A 19,672-nucleotide genomic window follows, 5' to 3' on the forward strand; every position below is an offset into this window, starting at 1 on the left:
CGTATAGTTTATATACCCATCATCAAACGATTCTGGTGGACGATCTCGCTCCACCTGCTCAACGAGGACGTGATATGCGCTGGGGTGTCGAAAAACGATTGGAGTTCATTGAATTCCGCCTCTTTTGGGAGGGCGGCATCAATCGTGCCGATATCGTAGACCAGTTCGGCGTATCCGTGCCCCAAGCCTCCAAGGACCTGACACTCTACGAGGATAAGGCGCCGGGAAATCTGATCTACGACAAGAGCGCCAAGCGTTACAAAGCGGCAGACGATTTCAAGCCAGTATTCATGCAGCCCAATGCATCCGCGTACCTCGCTCATCTGCGCGAGACTAACGGAGGAGCGTCTGGTGTGACCGACGCCTGGCTTGCATCGGCGCCGGAGCATGATGCCCTGCCTATTCCGAACCGGCGCGTGGAGCCCGAAGTCCTTCGCGATGTACTCAAAACCGCAAGAGAAGGGCATTCCATCGAGGTCTTCTACCAGTCCATGAGCGCCAAGAAGCCCACCCCTGAGTGGAGGCGGATTTCTCCCCACGCCCTCGGCAATGACGGACTGCGGTGGCATGTTCGTGCCTTCTGTCACATCGACCACAAGTTCAAAGACTTCATCCTCTCGCGATGCGTGAAGACCCGAAAGCATGCGCTATCTGGCGCGTCTGCGAATGACGACAAGCTCTGGCATGATCGCTTCGCGGTGGCGCTCGCGCCGAATCCAGCCCTGAGCGAGAGCCAGCGGTCGATAATCGAGCAAGACTATGAAATGACGAACGGGCGCTCCGAAGTCATGGTACGGAAGGCGCTGCTCTACTACTTCTTGAAGCGTCTCCGTCTGGATGTCGCAGACAAGCTGGACAACCCCCACGAGGTCCCGGTCGTGGTCGCCAACCGAGCTGCCTTTGACGCCGCTCTTGCGGAGGCGATGGCATGAAATCGCTCAACTTCGAATTACTACGTCAGGGCTGGCCTGAACTTGCTGGTCTTGGCGCGTTTGCAGAGTCGTATGCTCACGCTGACCCAGCAAGCGCACTCGTCAAGCTTCGCCTTTTCGCGGAGAACCTGACAAAGGATATCTATCGCGAGCTCCGACTGCCAAAGCCGGACCTGCCCACGTTTGTTGATCTCTTGAAGAACGACGCCTTTATCGCGATCACGCCAAAGGTTGTACTCGACAAACTTCATGCGTTGCGGATGCACGGCAATAAAGCCGCGCATGGCGAGCCCGTAAGAAGCCAACACGCGCTATGGCTGCTCAAAGAGGCACACGATCTGGCCCGCTGGATGTGTGTCAGATACGGGCAAGCGAAAGCAGACCAGCTTCCGGCCTTCCAGCAACCGGCTATTCCGGGCCAGGTAGAGGAACGGGAACGGCGACAAGTCCTCGAAAAACTCGCGGCTCAGGAAGCGCAGATGGATGCGTTGCTTTCGGAGCTCGAAGAAGAGCGCTCGAAAGCAACTGCGGCCCAGAAGGAAGCGGCTGAGCTCAAACAGCTTGCAAGCTCGGCACAGGCTGCGGCCGATGAGCTTCAGTTTAGTGAGGCGGAAACCCGGACACGGCTCATCGACAGCATGCTGGCGAGTGTCGGCTGGGATATCGCAGAGGGTGTCAAAAGCACGGCTCAGGTCGGCAAGGAAGTCGAGGTCGACGGCCAACCCACGACCACAGGCACTGGTTACGCCGACTACGTGCTTTGGGATGACAATGGGAACCCGCTTGCCGTTATCGAGGCGAAAAAGACCTCTGTCGATGCGGAACTCGGTCGTCACCAGGCGAAGCTTTATGCAGATAGCCTCCACAAGAGGTTTGGTCACCGCCCGGTCATCTTCTACACAAATGGCTTCGACATCTGGATTTGGGACGATGCCCAGGACTTCCCACCACGGAAGCTCTACGGCTTCTACTCGAAAGACAGCCTTCAGCATCTGGCCAACTATCAACGCCATCAAAAGAAGCCCCTCGACACAGTCGAGATCAGCGAACAGATCGTTGATCGCCTGTATCAGCTCGAAGCGATCAAGCGGGTTTCGGAGCGGTTCTCCCAGAAGCACCGTCGGGCACTGGTGGTGCAAGCTACGGGTACAGGCAAAACACGCGTTGCGATCGCTCTAACTGACCTTCTGATAAGGGCCGGTTGGGTCAAGCGGGTCTTGTTCCTTTGTGACAGGAAGGAACTTCGAAAGCAGGCTAAGAACGCCTTCAACGATTTCCTTTCCGAGCCCACCCGGATCATCACTTCGCGCGTCAAGACGAATGCCAATGAGCGCGTCTTCCTCGCGACCTATCCCGCGATGCAAAAGGTCTTTCAGTCGTTCGACCCCGGCTTCTTCGACCTCATCATCGCTGATGAGTCCCATCGGAGCATCTACAACGTCTACGGAGACATCTTTCACTATTTCGATTGTCATCAAGTCGGGCTGACCGCGACCCCGGTCGACTTCGTCACTCGCAACACCTTCCGTCTCTTTGGATGCGAGGGACAGCTTCCGACGTCGAATTATGATCTCGAACAGGCGGTACAGGCAGGCTACCTGACCCCCTTCGAGGTCTATGAGCACACGACCCAGTTTCTCCGCGACGGCATCACCCTCGACGGCCTTTCTCCTCAGCAGATTCAGGAACTGGAAGACCAGGGAGAGGACCCGGCACAGTATGACTTCTCTTCGGAGCAGATCGACAAGGTCATCTACAATAAGGATACAAACCGCACGATCCTGAGAAACCTTATGGAAAACGGGATCAAGGATGCAACGGGACAGATTCTCGGAAAGACCATCGTATTCGCGCGCAACCACCAACATGCGATGCTGATGCGCCAGATCTTCGACGAAATGTATCCGCAGTACGCCGGCAAATTTTGCCAGGTGATCGACAACTATGACCCCCGAGCCGAGCAACTGATCGACGACTTCAAGGGTGAAGGCACCAACAACGATCTGACCATCGCGATCTCGGTCGACATGCTCGACACCGGGATCGACATACCCGAAATCGTGAACCTTGTTTTCGCAAGGCCAGTCAAATCGCCCGTAAAGTTCTGGCAAATGATCGGCCGCGGTACGCGTCTCTGTCCAGACCTCTTCGGACCAGGCCAAAACAAGAGCGTGTTTCGCATCTTCGACCATTGGGGCAACTTTGCCCGCTTCGAGATGGGCTATCGACCCGCCGAACCCACGCAGAGCAAGCCGCTTGCCCAGCTGGTCTTCGAGGAGCGGCTGAACGTTGCCGATGTCGCCCTTCAGAAGAGCGAGATCGCGGCCTTCGACACCGCCATCGGACTTGTCGAGCAAGACATTAACGCCTTGCCGGAGGAGTCGATCGCGGTTCGAGAGAAATGGAAGGAGAAGCGCGCGCTATCACGCCCCGAGGTCTTGAAGGCATTCGCCCCGGCGACCGTCGCCAGACTACGCCAGGAAATTGCACCGCTGATGCAGTGGCGGAACATCCGTGGCTTCGGCGACGCTCTTTCGCTCGATCTTCTCATTGCTCGCATGCAGATCGCGGTGCTGCGTGGCTCAGGTGAGATTGCCGACCTGAAAATCGAGCTCCTTGACCGACTGTCATCCCTCCAGATGCACCTGAACCCGGTCCGCGAGAAGGCGGAAGTCATCAAGCGCGTGAAGTTGGATGCGTTCTGGCAGGATGTAACTGTCGCTGACCTTGAGGACGCGCGTCTCCAGCTTCGCGGGATTATGCATCACCGGGCGAAGGGTGGCTCGCAGGGCGTTCCTCCAAAAGTGGTCGATATCACCGAGGATGCCAGTCAGATGCATCTGGCACGTCGTTCTGCGACCCTGAAATCCGTCGACATGAAGGCCTATCAGCAGATCGTCGAGGCGGAGCTTAAGAAGCACTTCGAGACCAATCCAGTCTTGAAGAAGGTCCGTGCCGGTGAAGCCGTGTCCGACCGAGAAATAGACTCGCTCGTGTCGCTCATACTCACCCAGCATCCGGATGTGCGCCGAGAGCACCTTGAGGAGTTCTTTAGCGAGACCGCCGGTCCGCTATATCTCGCCATCCGCATGATCGTTGGGATGGACTCCGAGGCGGTGCGGGAAAAGTTCACAACCTTTGTCCAAAAGCATCCAAAGCTGAGCGCAAAGCAGACACGCTTTCTCGCGCTCCTGCAAAACCACATCGCGCGCTACGGCACGATTGAGGTTGAACGGCTCTATGACGACCCCTTCACCGTGGTCGATGCCGACGGACCGGACGGCGTGTTCGAGGACGAAGCCGACATTGCCGATCTCATCAACATCGTGCGCTCCTTCGGCACCGAGGTCGAAGAGCGCGAAGACGAAAACCCGAACGAGAGGAAACAATAATGATCACGGGTGATCTCAAGCGGCGCGTCGATGCGCTCTGGACTGAATTCTGGCAGGGCGGGATCACCAACCCGCTGACGGTGATCGAGCAGATCACGTTCCTGATGTACGCGCGCCTCCTCGACATCAACGAGGCGCGGGACGAGAACCGTGAAAAGCGGTCCGGCAAGCCGTTCAAGCGCCGCTTCAAGGAAGACGAGCAGCACCTGCGCTGGTCCCAGTTCCGGCACCTTGGCTCCGACCAGATGCTGCCACTCGTGCGCGACCAGGTCTTCCCGCATTTCCGCAGCACGGTCGCCAGCGGCACGGCATTCGCCGAGTTCATGAAGGACGCGCAGCTGATGATCCAGAAGCCGGGGCTTCTGGTGAAAGCGGTCAACATGATCCACGAGCTGCCACTGACCGAGGGTGACACCAAGGGCGACCTCTACGAGTACCTGCTCAGCAAGCTGACAACGGCTGGCATCAACGGCCAGTTCCGAACGCCACGCCATATCATCCGGCTGATGGTCGATCTGCTCGAGCCGAAGCCGACAGATGTTGTCGGCGACCCGTCCTGCGGCACCGGCGGCTTCCTTGTCAGCGTCATGGAATACCTGCTCGAAACCTATACCTCGCCCGAGGCGGTGATTGAGGAGACCGATCCGGATACTGGCAATGTCGAGAAGATCTATATCGGAGACAAGCTCAGCGACGAGGACCGCGCGCACATCCGCAGCAATATGTTCCATGGCTTCGACTTCGACGCGACCATGCTCCGGATCGCGGCGATGAACCTGATGCTGCACGGGGTGGATGATCCAGATATTCACTACCAGGATACGCTCAGCACCGGCTTTACGGATAAGTATCCGAGCCAGGCGACCGAGGGTTTCGACGTGATCCTTGCAAATCCCCCCTTTAAGGGCAGCCTCGATTTCGAGGACGTGCATTCGGGGCTGCTGCGCCAGGTCAAGACGAAGAAGACCGAGTTGCTCTTTCTCGCGCTGATCCTACGCATGCTGAACACCGGCGGCCGTTCGGCGACCATCGTGCCCGATGGCGTGCTGTTTGGCTCCTCCGGCGCGCACCGTCAGCTGCGTCAGCTCTTGGTCGACAACAACCAGCTGGAAGCCGTGATTTCGCTGCCCAGCGGTGTGTTCAAGCCCTACGCAGGTGTCTCCACAGGAATCCTAGTGTTCCGCAAAGGCGGGCGGACAGATGATGTTTTCTTCTATGATGTTCAAGCCGATGGATTTTCTTTGGACGACAAGCGAGATCAAATCGACGACGACGATCTGCCTGGCTGCTTAGACGCCTGGAAGAAGCGCGATCCAAAGGAGGACACGGATCGGACGCAAAAGGCGTTCTTTGTTCCAGCCGAAGAAATTCGCCAGTCGAACTATGACCTTTCACTGAGCAAGTACAAAGAACAGCTTTACAAAGAAGAAACCTACGATCTGCCTTCGGAAATCCTGACACGGATGAAGGGCCTCAACGAAGAGATAGCCGCTGATCTCCAAGAGCTCGAAGGAATGCTAGGATGAACGTCGGCACCGTTTCACTTGGAGCTGTTGCCGATGTCTCGGCTGGACAACCAGCGCCTAAAGCCCATGAGTTTGCAGATGAGGGTCATCCGTTCATTCGAGCGGGAAGCCTCGAACGGTTGTTGAACGGCGGATCCGAGGACAGCCTAGAAAAAATTTCCGAATCTACGGCGTTACGAAAGCGGCTCAAACTGTATCCTGAGAATACTGTACTGTTCGCCAAAAGCGGCATGTCAGCGAAATTGGGCCGCGTCTATCGGTTGAAGGGTCCCGCCTATGTCGTCAGCCACTTGGCTGCGGTAAAGCCAACTGGACGCTATGACCCACACTATTTGACGTACTGGCTTCGAGCCAACCCGCCGTCTCGGCTAATCAAGGACGATGCGTATCCTTCAATCCGAACCTCCGAGATAGCTGAGATTGAAGTGCCTGCGCTAGAAGTGAACGAGCAGCACCGGATCGCGGCGATCCTCGACAAGGCCGAGGCCATCCGCCTCAAACACGAGCGGGCCCTCGACTTGGCTGATGCGTTTCTGAAGTCTGTGTTTCTGGAAATGTTTGGGTATCCGCTGCGCCCCAAAGATGGCCTTGAGGTCAGCAACATAGGGGCAGAGTGCAACCTCTACGCAGGTAACAGCCTCCCCAAGGGAGAAGAGTTCAGAGGACAGGAAGGGGGAATTATTCTTACCAAAGTTTCGGATATGAATTCTCCGGAGAATACAACGGAAATCAAATCCGCAAGGCTGTGGGCTGAGGATGACGGTAAAATTCGGCAGTCGATAATCGCTCCCTCTGGCACGATCGTGTTTCCTAAAAGAGGGGGCGCGATTTCAACCAACAAGAAACGAGTTTTGGCTCGCAAGGCAGTTCTTGATCCAAACCTAATGGGTGTTTTTCCAAAACCTACTTCGAGGGTTTCCTCGGAGTATCTTCGCGCTTGGTTCGGCTTTATCGATTTGGTGACTATTTCAAGCGGCAGCGCAGTGCCTCAGTTGAACAAAAAAGACCTTGCTCCACTGCCAATTGCGGTTCCGTCAAACGACGCCATGTCAATGTACTCGGAAGTCTCAAAAAAGAACTCTACGCTTCGTCTTCGGTTAGGCGCGGCTCTTGAGGAAGCAGACATCGCATTTCATGCACTTTCGCAGAGCGCTTTTCGGGGCGAGCTTTGAGGTAACGACATGCGTTTGACCCGGATGGAAATCGAGAACTTCAAGGGCATTGGTACGCTCCAAAGTATTGACCTGAAGCCGATCACGCTGCTCTTCGGCCCGAACAGCGCGGGCAAGAGCACGATCCTGCAGGCGCTGCACTACCTGCGCGAGGTAATCGAGCGCAACAACCCAGACCCGGACCAGACGATCGCCGGGGGTCTGACCGATCTTGGCGGCTTCGCCAACCTCGTCCATGCGCATGAGACCGGTCGGTCCATCCACATCAAGGTTCAACTCGATATCGGGGACGATCAGGGCAGCGATCGCCTGCCGCTCAATTCCGGCGGCAACCTGCAAGACCCGCAGTTCACAAGCCTGCCGGTGCAATACATCGCCGGTGAGAACACCGAGCTGAAAACCTACGCCGTCGTGCAGGAGGTGGGTATTGGCGTCGAGGTGGCCTGGAGCGACCTGATCCAAGGCCCTTATGTCGCCAAGCTGACGGTCGACCTGAATGGTGACGAATTTGCCGCGCTGCGCTCCCCCCCACAGGAGGGCCAAGCCGAGCTGATCGATATCAACTGGCAGCACCCGATGCTGGAAAAGCTTGTCGATCCGGACGACGAACCGGAAGACTGGGATGAGGGTTTGCCGACGGCTCTCGGATATGATCCAGAGGCCGAAAAGGGCGACCCCTTCAAGTCACCACTCGGTAACGAGCTCTATGAACTTTCCCGCCAGATCGTGGCGGATGCACAAGTCAACGACCGCGTGCGGTTTCGGGTAAAGGTCGATACCGAATTCGGAGCCTTGCCCGAACTGGATCGTCCGCTTGGACTCGATCTGGTTGAACTCGACAAGAACCTGATCCGGATGCGCTATGCGCGCGGCGCCTCCGTTCCACGGCTGTCGGACAGCGACGAACTACGCGCCGCCGACGAATTGGACCTGGAGACGTATCGCCGTGCCGGGTTGAGCGCGCTTCTGGACGAGATGGTTCTCGGCCCGGTCCGGATTCTGCGCGACTACCTCAAGTCGCTGACCTACATCGGGCCACTCCGCGACATCCCCAGCCGTGGCTACCGTCCACGCCTTTCGCCTGACGAGTCCCGTTGGGCGCAGGGCCTTGCTGCCTGGGACGTCCTTCACAACCAGACCACGGAGCACCTGCTTGAAAGCGTGAATGACTGGCTCTCATCCGATCTGAAACTGCGGACCGGCTACCAGCTGCAGCAGACCGTCTTCAAGCAAGTCCCCAATACCAGCCGGTTCCACCAGCTGTTCCAGCGCGGCATCGATGAAGACGACCTGGGTGATCTGCAGGAGCTTTACGCATCATTGAAAACGGTGAAGGAGTTCAGGCTGCTCGATCTGAACAAGGGCGTTTTAGTTGCGCCCAGCGACGTCGGTGTAGGCATTTCTCAGATGGTGCCTGTGGTTGTCGCCTGCCTGATGAATCCTGACGGCCTCATCGCCATAGAGCAGCCCGAGCTTCATATTCACCCGGCCATCCAGGTCGGACTTGGAGATCTTTTCATCGAAGCGACACATGGACCACAGCCGGCTGTTGGACCCGAGCGCAGCCTTCTGGTTGAAACGCATAGCGAACACATCATGCTTCGTTTGCTGCGTCGCGTGAGGGAGCAGACAGAGAACGAACTTCCGCCAGGAGTTGTCGGCCTGACCGCCGACGATTTGTCCGTCGTCTATGTGGAGAACTCTGCTGAGGGGGTCCGTTTCCGGCCACTCCGCGTAAGCCCAGATGGCGATTTCGTAGACCGATGGCCCCACGGATTCTTCGCGGAACGGGCCGAGGAACTGTTCTGATGCTGTCGGAATACGCAGTAGAGCCTGCAGCGATCGGGACAGATTGGAACACATTTCGATATCTGATCGAAAAATTCGGGGCCGACAAAGGCAGGCTGATATCCCGATTTCCCAACAAATGGGAAAAGAAGGTCATTCAAGCGGCGAAGGACGCTGGTCTCTCAGAAGTGAAATTGGCTAGCGTTGTCGAGCGTTTGCATGGTGCGAAGCACAAAGTGGTGGGCTTCAACCGAACCTATGATCACGAGACGAGTTGGGTTGATAACGCTATCCGCGAGCATGGACATAGACCATTTCGCGCAATCGTCTGCGGCGAGGGAGCCGTGACCTGCGCAGAAGCACTCGCGCCTGATGATTGTTTTGACGAGAACGCGTTCTTCAACGCACCGATCAGCCGTGACGTAGCGAGGACCTCGGATGATATCGCCGATGCCCTATTGCTGATCGCGCTGGTGGCTGGCGAAATTGACATCGTCGACCCCTATTTTGATCTGCGTCCAGCGAGAGGTAACTATACTGGTCCATTGACATCATTGCTTGGCAAGCTCGCTGCTGCGACGCCGACACCGAAAGTGATTAAGGTACACTTCCGGTCACACGACTCTCGTCCTCCGCCGAATATTCTCGCGCAACATGCTCCTGCTCTTACCAATGGGATTTTGCCGCAAGGATATTCTCTGGAACTCTATGAGTGGACAGAGGTGCCAGGAGGAGAGGACCTTCACGATCGCTTCTTCCTAACTGATGTCGGTGGTCTGATGGTCGGTGCGGGTCTTGCCGCTGCGGGGCCGGGCGAGACTGCTACGTTTACACTTTTGGATAATTCTCATGCGCAGCAACTTCGGAGCCGGTTTTCTTCAAATTCAACGGTTTACACCCGTGTTGGGTCTGCGGTTCGGGTTGATGCCAACGGTAACGTCGAGCTCTTCTGACCCGGGAGCCCGAGCGGCATTGTAAACACAGGACAGGCGTTCGATTTCGGTCCCTTTTGGGAAAACGCCACCAACGTCGAAGTGCTCAGCCGCACTTTGGAAAACCGCATTGAGATCAGACACTTACACCCTGAACACCAAACAGGCGCAGTCATGAGGTTCAGAGAATACCGGCCCGAGAGAACGCTTCCGGGCCGCCTGGCACTGGGGCCAGTGCTCAGCCCCTCCCGCATAACCCTCGAATACAACGAGAAAATCCGGCCGCAGCCGGATCAGGAGAACGCTTTCGCGAGGGCAAGTGGCGGAGACGATGGGATTCGAACCCACGAGACCCTTCCGGGCCTACTCCCTTAGCAGGGGAGCGCCTTCGACCACTCGGCCACGTCTCCGCCGACCCGTTTACAGAGGCCGGGCGCCAGGGACAAGCCCACAATCTCCGTTTTTGCGGGATTTCCTTGCCCTGCCCCACGACCGGTCCCGCGGCGCGGACCGGTCATCTGTTCGGTCGCGCGGAAGGGGGCTGCGCCACCCACTGTCTGATCAGGTGTTGAACAGGAAATGCATCACGTCGCCGTCGCTGACGACGTAGGATTTGCCCTCGGCCCGCATCTTGCCGGCCTCCTTGGCGCCCTGCTCGCCGCCATGGGCGATGAAATCATCATAGGCGATGGTCTCGGCCCGGATGAAGCCCTTTTCGAAATCGCCGTGGATCACCCCGGCGGCCTGCGGCGCGGTGGTGCCTGCCTTGATGGTCCAGGCGCGCGCCTCCTTGGGACCGACGGTGAAATAGGTCTCCAGGTGCAGCAATTCGTAGCCGGCGCGGATCAGCCGGTCGAGCCCGGCCTCCTCCAGCCCCATCTCCTCGAGGAACATCTGCGCCTCTTCCGGGTCGAGTTGGCTGATCTCCTCTTCGATGCGGGCGCTGATGACCACATGCGCGTTGCCCTCGGCGGCGGCCATCTTCGCCACGGCCTCGGAATGGGCGTTGCCGGTTGCCGCCTCGGCTTCCGAGACGTTGCAGACGTAAAGCACCGGCTTGGTGCTGAGCAGTTGCAACATGGTCCAGGCCTTGGCGTCCTCCGCATCGACCTCGACCACGCGGGCGGGTTTGCCCTCTTCGATCGCGGCCTGGGCAGCGGCCAGCAGGCGGTCCTGCTGCTGCGCCTCCTTGTCATTGCCCTTGAGCTTGCGCACCAGGTTGGCGCGGCGCTTCTCGATGCTTTCCAGATCCGCCAGCATCAGCTCGGTCTCGATGGTCTCGGCATCCGCCACCGGATCGACGCGCCCCTCCACATGGGTCACGTCGCCATCCTCGAAACAGCGCAGCACATGGGCGATGGCATCGACCTCGCGGATATTGGCCAGGAACTGGTTGCCCAGCCCCTCGCCCTTGGAGGCGCCCTTCACCAGCCCGGCGATATCGACGAAGGTCATCCGGGTCGGGATGATCTGCTTGCTACCTGCCGCCGCCGCCAGCTTGTCAAGCCGCGCGTCGGGCACCGCGACCTCGCCCACGTTGGGCTCGATCGTGCAGAACGGGAAATTCGCCGCCTGCGCCGCGGCGGTCCTGGTCAGCGCGTTGAACAGCGTGGACTTGCCCACATTGGGCAGCCCAACGATCCCCATCTTGAAGCCCATCTCGGCCCTCCGCATCATCGGTTTCGGCGCCTTCTATGCGCATGGGGCGCCCGCTGCAACGGGCCATGTCACCACACCGCACGCCTTTGGCATTGATTTCCCCCGGCGTATTCGCCAAACCGTGCCGGAACACAGACGGGGGGCCGTTCATGACACGCATCGACGCCAAATTCGCCGCGCTGAAGGCGCAGGGCAAAAAGGCCTTCGTCGCCTATGTCATGGCGGGCGATCCGGATTACGCCAGCTCGCTGGAACTGGTAAAGGGGTTTCCCGGCGCCGGGGTCGATATCATCGAACTGGGCCTGCCCTTTACCGATCCGATGGCCGACGGGCCGACCATCCAGGCCGCTGGCCAGCGGGCTCTGGGGGCTGGAATGACCCTGCAAAGGACCCTCGACCTGGCCACAGAATTCCGCAAGACCGACGACACCACCCCGATTGTTCTGATGGGATACTACAATCCGATCTACAATCGCGGCGTCGAGACCTTCCTGACCGATGCCAAGGCGGCCGGCATCGACGGGCTGATCATCGTCGATCTGCCCCCCGAGGAGGACGAGGAACTGTGCCTCCCGGCGCAGAAGGCCGGGCTGAACTTCATCCGCCTCGCCACCCCCACCACCGATGACAAGCGCCTGCCAAAGGTGCTGACCAACACCTCCGGCTTCGTCTATTACGTCTCGATCACCGGCATCACCGGCTCGGCCGAGGCCGAGACGACCGATGTCGCCCCCGAGGTGGCGCGGATCAAGGCCAGGACCGACCTGCCGGTGATCGTCGGCTTCGGCATCAACACGCCGGAGAAATCGCAGGCCATCGCCGGCGTCGCCGACGGCGCGGTGGTCGGCTCGGCCATCGTCAGCCAGATCGCCGCGGGCAAGCCGGTCGCCGAGGTGCTGGATTTCGTCAAGTCGCTGGCCGACGGGGCGCACCGCGCCTGACATTTCCCTTGATCGGGTCCCGGCCCTTGCTATCCTTCACTCGCTCAAGTCGGCAGGCAGTGAGCGGAATCGGTGTGTGCCATGCTTTTCTTTTCGCCAGGAGAGGAACCGATATGGCCGAGAGCATTCCCCAGACCCCGCGCCGCCGCCGTGGCCGCAACAACCCGCCGGTCAGCCGCGCCACGGCCGATGCCTTTTCGCTTGATCATGTGATCGGCCCGCGGGCCGGGTTCGGCTTTCTCGACAGCGACCGGATGGAGTTTCTCAAGGCCCGCGCCCTGACCCTGCTGGAAGACTATGGCGTGATGATCGTGCATCCCGCCGCGAAATCCGCCCTGATCGCCGCCGGCGCGCGCGAGGGGGCCGAGGCCGGGCGGCTGCGCCTGCCCCGCACGCTGGTGGAGGAGGCGCTGGCCGCCACGCCCAAGACCGTGCGCCTTGCCGGCAAGACCCGCGCCCGCGACATCGAGTTGCCCCGCGCCGACCGGGGCTTCGTCCTGCGCACCGGCACCGGCGGGCATGGCTATGTCGACCCGCGCGATGCCAGCTATCGCAACATGGACCTGAGGGCGGTGGGCGAGATTGCTGCCGTCGCCGACAGTCTCGATCAGGTCGGCTTCATCGCCCATCCCTTCGTCCACGGCGTGCCGGAGGTGACGGCAGATATCCATTCCTATGCACGCATCACCGCGCACACCGGGAAACATGTCTGGATGCAGCCCTATCAGAAGGAGAACATCGACTATCTGCTGAGGATCGCCGCCATTGCCGCCGGCGGCGAGGATGAATTGCGCGCCAATCCTTCGACCAGCACCATCACATGCTCCTTCTCGCCGCTCGAGTTCAAATACATGGATACCGAGGTGATCCTGCAATGCGGCCGCTATGGCGTGCCGGTGCATGCCTGTTCGCTGCCCTCCGCCGGGGGCACCGCGCCGCTCTCGGTGGCCGGGCTGGCGCTGATGGCGGTGGCCGAAATTGTCGGCATGGTAACGATGGCGCATGTGCTCTCACCCGGTCTGCCGGTGATTGCCACACCGCTGATGTTCGCGCTCGACATGCGCACCGGCAGCGCGCTGCAATCCAGCGTCGAGGCGATGCAGGCCGCGAGCCTCTCGATCCAGATCGTCAAGCATGGCTTCGGGCTGTTGTCCCACACCTATGGCGCCGGCTCCGACACGCCCGACGCCGACCATCAGTCGATGGCCGAACGCGCGCTGCTGATGCAGACCGTGGCGCTGAGCGGCGCCGATATCCTTGGCGGGGTCGGTCAGTTGGAATGCGCCACCGTGTTCAGCCCGGTGCAGGCGGTGCTCGACAACGAGGTCGGCGCGATGCTGCGCCGTTTCCTCCGGGTGCCCGATATCAACGAGGAGGCGCTCAACTGGGACGAAATGCGCCAGATCCGCGTGGGCGGCCATTTCCTCGACAGCGACCATACTGTGACCGGCTGCCGCGACCAGTTTACCCCACGGGTGTTTCAGCGGGTCGGCCGCGACGATTACGAGGCTTCGGGCCGCCGCACCGCCTTTGATGAGGCCCGCGACCGGGCGCTCGCCGCGATTGCCGCCGCGCCGGAACAGGGGGTACTCAGCGAAGACCAGAACCGCGAGATCGCCGCGCTGGCCGCTGCCGCGGACGAACACATCGTCGAGGTCTATCGCGGCAAGGTCGAGACGATCTGAGCCCGGCGCGGCGCCGCTACCCGCGTGTCTTCAGTATGTGGATGCCGGTATACTCGGCAACCCTCTCGCCGTGCTGGTTGTAGACCTCGTTGCGCACGGTGATCCGCCCCCGGTCGGGCCGCGAGGCCGAGGGGTGGCTCTCGATCACCTCGGCGCGCACCTTCAGGCCGTCGCCCGGGCGCACCGGTTTCAGCCAGCGGATGCTCTCCATCCCCGGCGACCCCATCGAGGCCTCGGCCCAGAGCCCGCTGTCGTACCACAGGCGAAAGGCGACGGTCAGCGTATGCCAGCCGCTGGCGATGATGCCGCCATAGATCGTGTTCCTGGCCGCCGCCTCGTCCACATGAAAGGGTTGCGGATCCCAGTCACGGGCGAACAGCATGATCTCCTCCAGCGGCATCGGGCGCGCCCCGGTCTCATGAACAAAACCGACCGGGAAGTCTTCGAAATACATCGCCATGGGTTATTCGCTCCTGTTTTCGGCTTTCTTCATAGCCACCAAACGCAGCGGCGAAAACCACCTCTCCCGGCGTGGCAACCGCGCCTCATTCAGCAATTGCGACATTGTGCATCGCTCCGCAGATTGGTAACCCGGATCGACAGGTGAGTTTGTCGAAGGGGACACGCGCGATGCCAGTGATCACCAATATCGAAGACCTCAAGCGCATCTACGAACGCCGCGTTCCGCGCATGTTCTACGACTACGCCGAGAGCGGCAGCTGGACCGAGCAGACCTTTCGGGAAAACAGCAGCGACTTCGACCTGATCCGCCTGCGCCAGCGCGTCGCCGTCGACATGTCGGGCCGCTCCACCGCAAGCCAGATGATCGGTCAGGACGTGACGATGCCGGTCGCGCTCGCCCCCGTCGGGCTGACCGGCATGCAGCACGCCGACGGCGAGATGAAGGCGGCCAAGGCGGCGCATGACTTTGGCGTGCCCTTCACCCTCTCGACGATGTCGATCAACTCGATCGAGGACGTCGCCGAATACACCGGGCAGCCGTTCTGGTTCCAGCTCTACACGATGAAGGACGAGGATTACATCCGCCGCCTGATCCAGCGCGCCAAGGATGCCAGGTGCTCGGCGCTGGTGATCACGCTCGACCTGCAGATCCTCGGCCAGCGCCACAAGGACCTGAAAAACGGCCTATCCGCCCCGCCAAAGCTGACGCCGAAGACCATCGCCAACCTCGCCACCAAGTGGCGCTGGGGGATCGGAATGCTGGGCGCCAAGCGGCGCGAGTTCGGCAACATCGTCGGCCATGTGCACGGCATCTCCGACGCCTCCAGCCTGGGCGCCTGGACCGCCGAGCAATTCGACCCGACGCTCGACTGGGGCAAGATCGGCAAGCTGATGGAGCAATGGGGCGGTAAGGTGATCCTCAAGGGCATCCTCGACGCCGAAGACGCCAGGATGGCCGCCAAGCTGGGGGCCGATGCGATCGTGGTGTCGAACCACGGCGGTCGGCAGCTGGACGGCGCGCTGAGTTCCATTCGCGTGCTGCCCGAGATCCTCGACGCGGTCGGCGGCGACACCGAGGTCTTTCTCGACAGCGGCATCCGCTCGGGCCAGGACGTGTTGAAGGCGCTGGCGCTGGGGGCCAAGGGCACCATGATCGGCCGCGCCTTCGTCTACGGGCTGGGGGCAATGGGCCAGGCGGGCGTGACCACCGCGCTCGAAGTGATCCGGAAGGAACTGGACACAACCATGGCGCTCTGCGGTGAACGCAAGGTCACCGATCTGGGCCGGCACAACCTGTTGGTGCCGGAGGATTTCGGCGGGCGCTGGCAGGGCTGACCCCTTGCAGGTCTTCTCCGAACAGTCGCTGGCCTTCCTGGCGGTGCCCAAGACGGGCACCACCGCGCTGGAACTGGCGCTGCGCCCCTACGCCGACATCGCCTTTTCCAAGCAGCGCAAGCACATCACGGCGCAGCGGTTCCACAACCAGATCGCGCCGTTTCTGAAATCGGCCTTCGGCCTGACCCTTGAACGGATGGCGGTGATCCGCGACCCGGAGGACCAGATCCGAAGCTGGTACAAGTACCGCACCCGCACCCGTCTGGAGGACCGCGAGGCGGCGACCGACACGATGAGCTTCAACGATTTCGTCCGCGATGTGATCCGCGACGATCCCCCGGCCCACGCGCGGGTCGGCAGCCAGTTCCGGTTCCTGACCTCGGCGCGCCGCGCCGTGCTGGTGCACCACCTCTTCGCCTATGAGGATCAGCCGCTCCTGCTGCGCTTTCTCGAGGACCGGTTCGGTGAACCGGTGGAACCGGGGCGCAAGAACGTCTCGCCCCCGGTCGAGGCGCCGCTCGACCCCGATTTGCGGGCCAGGCTGCGGACCGCGCGGGCGGCCGAGTTCGCGCTCTACGACCGGGTCGCGGACGCCGGCGGGCATCTGCGGACAAGCATCGGATAACCGCCGCCCCGACGGGCCGAAAGGGCGAAAAACCCTCTTTCCATCGCGGGTCATCTCGTCTATACGCGCGTCTTCACGCGGGGCTACAGCCTTGGAGGAGCCCCGCCCTTATATTGGAGACATAACATGGCTGGTGAGATTCCTGATCTCGAAGCCCAGGAACGGACGGGGACAGGCAAGGGCGCCGCTCGTCAGGCGCGCCGCGCCGGCATGGTTCCGGGCATTGTTTTTGGTGGCGACAACGACCCGCTGCCGATCCAGATCCCGTTCAACGCGCTGCTGAAGAAACTGAAGGCAGGCCGCTTCAAGTCGACCCTGTTCAACCTCAAGGTTGAAGGGCACGAGGACGTGCGCGTGATCTGCCGCGACGTGCAGCGCGACGTGGTCAAGGATCTGCCCACGCACCTGGACCTGATGCGCCTGCGCCGCACCTCGAAGATCAACCTCTTTATTCCGGTCGAGTTTCTCAACGAAGAGGACGCCCCCGGGATCAAGAAGGGCGGCGTTCTGACCGTCGTGCGCCCCGAAGTCGAACTGGTGGTGACCGCCGGCGACATTCCCGAAAAGCTGACTGTTGACCTCACCGGCCTGAACATCGGCGACACGGTGACGATCTCCGCGATCACGCTGCCGGAGGGCGCCAAGCCGACCATCGACCGCGACTTCGTGATCGCCAACCTCCAGGCCCCGTCGGGCCTGCGTTCCTCCGAGAACGAGGATGACGGCGAAGCCGAAGAGGTCGAGGTCGCCGTCGAGGAATAATCCCCCTCGCACCGCGATTGGAAACGGGGTCCTTCGGGGCCCCGTTTTCGTTTGCTGCCCCCGCCTCTCCCCGCTCTGGATTCCGCGCCGGTTTCCGGGCATGTAGGGGCCAACCGTTCACCTGCGAGGGATGCGATGCAACTCTTTGTCGGCCTTGGCAATCCGGGCGCGAAATACGCGCACAACCGGCACAACATCGGCTTCATGGCGCTGGACCGCATCGCCGCCGATCACGGCTTCGGCCCGTGGAAATCGAAATTCCAGGGCCAGATCGCCGAGGGGCGGCTTGGCGGTGACAAGGTGCTGCTGCTGAAACCGGAAACCTTCATGAATCTCTCCGGCCAGTCGGTCGGCGAGGCAATGCGGTTCTACAAGCTCGAGCCCGGCGACGTCACCGTGTTCCACGACGAGCTTGACCTCGCGCCGGGCAAGGTGCGGGTAAAACAGGGCGGCGGGCACGCCGGGCACAACGGGCTGCGCTCGATCCACGGCCACATCGGCGAGGCCTACCGCCGCGTGCGCCTCGGCATCGGCCACCCCGGCCGCAAGGAACTTGTCTCGGGCTACGTGCTGCATGATTTCGCCCGTGCCGACGACGACTGGCTCGACGATGTGCTGCGCGGGCTCTCCGATGGCGCCGATCACCTGGCCGCCGGCGATGGTGGAAAATTCCTGAACGCCGTCTCCCTGCGCACCGCGCCGCCGCGCTCCTCGACCACGCCGAAGCCAAAGCAAACCGGCGCGGCGGATGTCGAACCGGCCAAGACAACCGACGCGGACGACCGCAGCCCGATGCAAAGGCTGATGGACAGGTTCAAGTGACCCTCCGCCTGAGCGGTTTCCGCCGCGTTCCCCCTTGCCGCGCTGCCCCCGCTCGGCTCAGATAGGGCAAAGCGGGAGGGACAAGATGCGTATCTTCGGAAAATGGCTGGGCCGGGTTCTGCTCGCCCTGGTGCTGGCCGCCGTGGTGGTGGGCCTGTGGAAACGCGAAGAGATCCAGCGGCTCTGGGCGGTCAACACGCTGTTCGACGAGGGCCGGATCGTGCAGAACTTCTCGCATATGGACGCGGCCTTTCTCACCGCGCCGCTGGCGCGCGGACCCGCCGCCATCAGCCCCCTGCCCCACGGCGCATCCTACGACCTGCCCGAGGGTGCGGAAACATGGATGGACGAACGCGCGGTCACCTCGCTGCTGGTGATGCAGGACGGCGCGCTCCGCTACGAGGAGTATTTTCTCGGCACCGGACCGGACGACCTCCGGATCTCCTGGTCGGTGGCGAAAAGCTATCTCTCGGCCCTGCTCGGCGTGCTGCTGGACGAGGGGGCGATCGCCTCGATCGACGATCCGGTGACCAAATATGCCCCGCTGCTCAAGGGCACGGCCTATGACGGCGCCAGCATCCGCAACGTGCTGAACATGGCCTCGGGCGTCACCTTCGACGAGGATTACCTGGACAACAACTCCGACATCAAGCGCATGGGCCGGGTGGTGGCGCTCGGCGGCACGCTGGATGATTTCACCGCCTCTTTCACCGAGCGTTTCGCGAACCCGGGCGAGACCTGGCAATATGTCTCGATCGACACCCATGTGATCGGCATGGTGATCCGCGGCGCCACCGGGCGCAGCGTGACCGATCTGATGGCCGAAAAGATCATCGCCCCGCTGGGGCTGGAGCGGGACGGCAATTACATCACCGATGGCGCCGGGGTGGCCTTTGTCCTCGGCGGGCTCAACTTCACCACCCGCGATTTCGCCCGCTTCGGTCAGATGATCCTGCAGGACGGGGAATATGGCGGCGCCCAGGTGGTCCCGGCAGACTGGATCGCCGCCTCGACCGCCCCCAGCGCGCCGACCGCGCCGGGCAAGACGCGCTACGGCTTCTTCTGGTGGATCCCCGCCGACGCGCATGAGGGGGAATTCTTCGGGCGCGGCGTCTACGGCCAGTATATCTACATCGACCGGACTGCCGGGGTCATGATCGTGGCCACCGGAGCCGACCGGCGGTTCCGGGACGAGGGCGCGTTTGAGCAGAACCTCGAAATGTTCCGCAGAATCGCGCAAAGCCTGTAGGCTGGTTGCATGGAACCGGATGAAAGCCTCAATGTCCTTGGCGGCACCCTGACCCCCTGCTCTTTCGAGCCGCTGACCGGGTTCTTCCGCGACGGCTATTGCAACACCTGCGCGGCCGATCAGGGCAGCCATACAGTCTGCGCTGTGATGACCGCAGAATTTCTCGCCTATTCCAAATACGTCGGCAACGATCTGAGCACGCCGCGCCCGGAGTTCGGCTTTTCCGGGCTGAAACCCGGCGATGCCTGGTGTCTGTGCGCCGCGCGCTTCCTGCAGGCCCATGACGAGGGCTGCGCCCCCAGGGTGCACCTGGAGGCAACCCACGCCCGCGCTCTGGAACTGGTGCCGCTGGCGGTGCTGATGGACAATGCGGCCGACTGAGCCGGTGGT

The 19,672-nt window shown here is 61.3% G+C and carries 16 protein-coding genes and 1 tRNA gene; 14 read left to right on the forward strand and 3 right to left on the reverse strand.

Features of this window, described 5'->3' with window-relative positions; all coding sequences use genetic code 11:
* Positions 1-74 precede the first annotated feature (74 nt).
* Genes P1U75_RS09735 through P1U75_RS09760 form a run of 6 tightly spaced genes read left to right on the forward strand, consistent with a single transcriptional unit; the run spans position 75 to position 9,763 of the window.
* Positions 75-932, forward strand: a complete 858-nt coding sequence (locus P1U75_RS09735; protein ID WP_299627616.1) for a WYL domain-containing protein — start codon at positions 75-77, stop codon at positions 930-932.
* Positions 929-4,324 (forward strand): DEAD/DEAH box helicase family protein, encoded by a 3,396-nt coding sequence (locus P1U75_RS09740; protein ID WP_300242590.1) that lies wholly within the window; start codon positions 929-931, stop codon positions 4,322-4,324. The genes P1U75_RS09735 and P1U75_RS09740 overlap by 4 nt, the downstream gene beginning before the upstream one ends.
* Positions 4,324-5,850, forward strand: coding sequence for a class I SAM-dependent DNA methyltransferase (locus tag P1U75_RS09745; protein WP_300242592.1), 1,527 nt, complete (start codon positions 4,324-4,326; stop codon positions 5,848-5,850). Before P1U75_RS09740 ends, P1U75_RS09745 begins: the two co-directional genes overlap by 1 nt.
* Complete coding sequence (locus P1U75_RS09750; protein ID WP_300242594.1) at positions 5,847-7,022, forward strand: restriction endonuclease subunit S; 1,176 nt, start codon at positions 5,847-5,849, stop codon at positions 7,020-7,022. The genes P1U75_RS09745 and P1U75_RS09750 overlap by 4 nt, the downstream gene beginning before the upstream one ends.
* Before the next feature lie 9 nt (positions 7,023-7,031).
* On the forward strand, positions 7,032-8,831 hold the full coding sequence (locus P1U75_RS09755) for an AAA family ATPase (RefSeq protein WP_300242596.1): 1,800 nt from the start codon (positions 7,032-7,034) through the stop codon (positions 8,829-8,831).
* Positions 8,831-9,763 (forward strand): hypothetical protein, encoded by a 933-nt coding sequence (locus P1U75_RS09760; RefSeq protein WP_300242598.1) that lies wholly within the window; start codon positions 8,831-8,833, stop codon positions 9,761-9,763. The genes P1U75_RS09755 and P1U75_RS09760 overlap by 1 nt, the downstream gene beginning before the upstream one ends.
* A gap of 299 nt (positions 9,764-10,062) precedes the next feature.
* On the opposite strand, the gene P1U75_RS09765 is transcribed toward P1U75_RS09760, so the two are convergent.
* Both P1U75_RS09765 and ychF read right to left on the reverse strand, forming a co-directional pair.
* Positions 10,063-10,152 (reverse strand) — tRNA-Ser (locus tag P1U75_RS09765).
* A gap of 151 nt (positions 10,153-10,303) precedes the next feature.
* Positions 10,304-11,401 carry a redox-regulated ATPase YchF gene (gene ychF, locus P1U75_RS09770; protein WP_300242690.1) on the reverse strand — a complete coding sequence of 366 codons (1,098 nt, stop codon included), beginning with the start codon at positions 11,399-11,401 and terminating at the stop codon, positions 10,304-10,306.
* 149 nt (positions 11,402-11,550) lie between these two features.
* Between ychF and trpA the strand changes: the two genes are divergently transcribed.
* On the forward strand, positions 11,551-12,342 hold the full coding sequence (gene trpA, locus P1U75_RS09775; RefSeq protein ID WP_300242600.1) for a tryptophan synthase subunit alpha: 792 nt from the start codon (positions 11,551-11,553) through the stop codon (positions 12,340-12,342).
* Between the two features lie 113 nt (positions 12,343-12,455).
* Entirely contained in the window at positions 12,456-14,027 is a 1,572-nt protein-coding gene (locus P1U75_RS09780; protein WP_300242602.1) for a trimethylamine methyltransferase family protein, read from the forward strand.
* Between the two features lie 16 nt (positions 14,028-14,043).
* Here P1U75_RS09780 and P1U75_RS09785 read toward each other — a convergent pair whose 3' ends face one another.
* Positions 14,044-14,487, reverse strand: coding sequence for a MaoC family dehydratase (locus P1U75_RS09785; protein ID WP_300242604.1), 444 nt, complete (start codon positions 14,485-14,487; stop codon positions 14,044-14,046).
* 170 nt (positions 14,488-14,657) lie between these two features.
* Here P1U75_RS09785 and P1U75_RS09790 point away from each other — a divergent pair, with 170 nt between their 5' ends.
* The 6 genes from P1U75_RS09790 to P1U75_RS09815 all read left to right on the forward strand — a co-directional run bounded on the left by P1U75_RS09790 (position 14,658) and on the right by P1U75_RS09815 (position 19,663).
* On the forward strand, positions 14,658-15,824 hold the full coding sequence (locus tag P1U75_RS09790; RefSeq protein ID WP_300242606.1) for an alpha-hydroxy acid oxidase: 1,167 nt from the start codon (positions 14,658-14,660) through the stop codon (positions 15,822-15,824).
* Between the two features lie 4 nt (positions 15,825-15,828).
* A complete protein-coding gene (locus P1U75_RS09795) occupies positions 15,829-16,449 on the forward strand; it encodes a sulfotransferase family 2 domain-containing protein (protein WP_300242608.1) in 621 nt (206 codons plus the stop codon).
* 126 nt (positions 16,450-16,575) lie between these two features.
* Positions 16,576-17,211 carry a 50S ribosomal protein L25/general stress protein Ctc gene (locus P1U75_RS09800; protein WP_300242610.1) on the forward strand — a complete coding sequence of 212 codons (636 nt, stop codon included), beginning with the start codon at positions 16,576-16,578 and terminating at the stop codon, positions 17,209-17,211.
* Between the two features lie 135 nt (positions 17,212-17,346).
* Positions 17,347-18,033, forward strand: coding sequence for an aminoacyl-tRNA hydrolase (pth, locus tag P1U75_RS09805; protein WP_300242612.1), 687 nt, complete (start codon positions 17,347-17,349; stop codon positions 18,031-18,033).
* Between the two features lie 85 nt (positions 18,034-18,118).
* Positions 18,119-19,282: a serine hydrolase gene (locus P1U75_RS09810; protein ID WP_300242614.1), complete on the forward strand. Its 1,164-nt coding sequence runs from the start codon at positions 18,119-18,121 to the stop codon at positions 19,280-19,282.
* A 9-nt stretch (positions 19,283-19,291) separates the two neighbouring features.
* The gene (locus tag P1U75_RS09815) at positions 19,292-19,663 is read left to right on the forward strand and encodes a DUF2237 domain-containing protein (RefSeq protein ID WP_300242616.1); all 372 of its coding nucleotides are present in this window, start codon (positions 19,292-19,294) and stop codon (positions 19,661-19,663) included.
* Positions 19,664-19,672 lie beyond the last annotated feature (9 nt).

Source organism: Antarcticimicrobium sp. (assembly GCF_029212575.1).
In the GTDB taxonomy this organism is placed as follows: Bacteria; Pseudomonadota; Alphaproteobacteria; order Rhodobacterales; family Rhodobacteraceae; genus Antarcticimicrobium.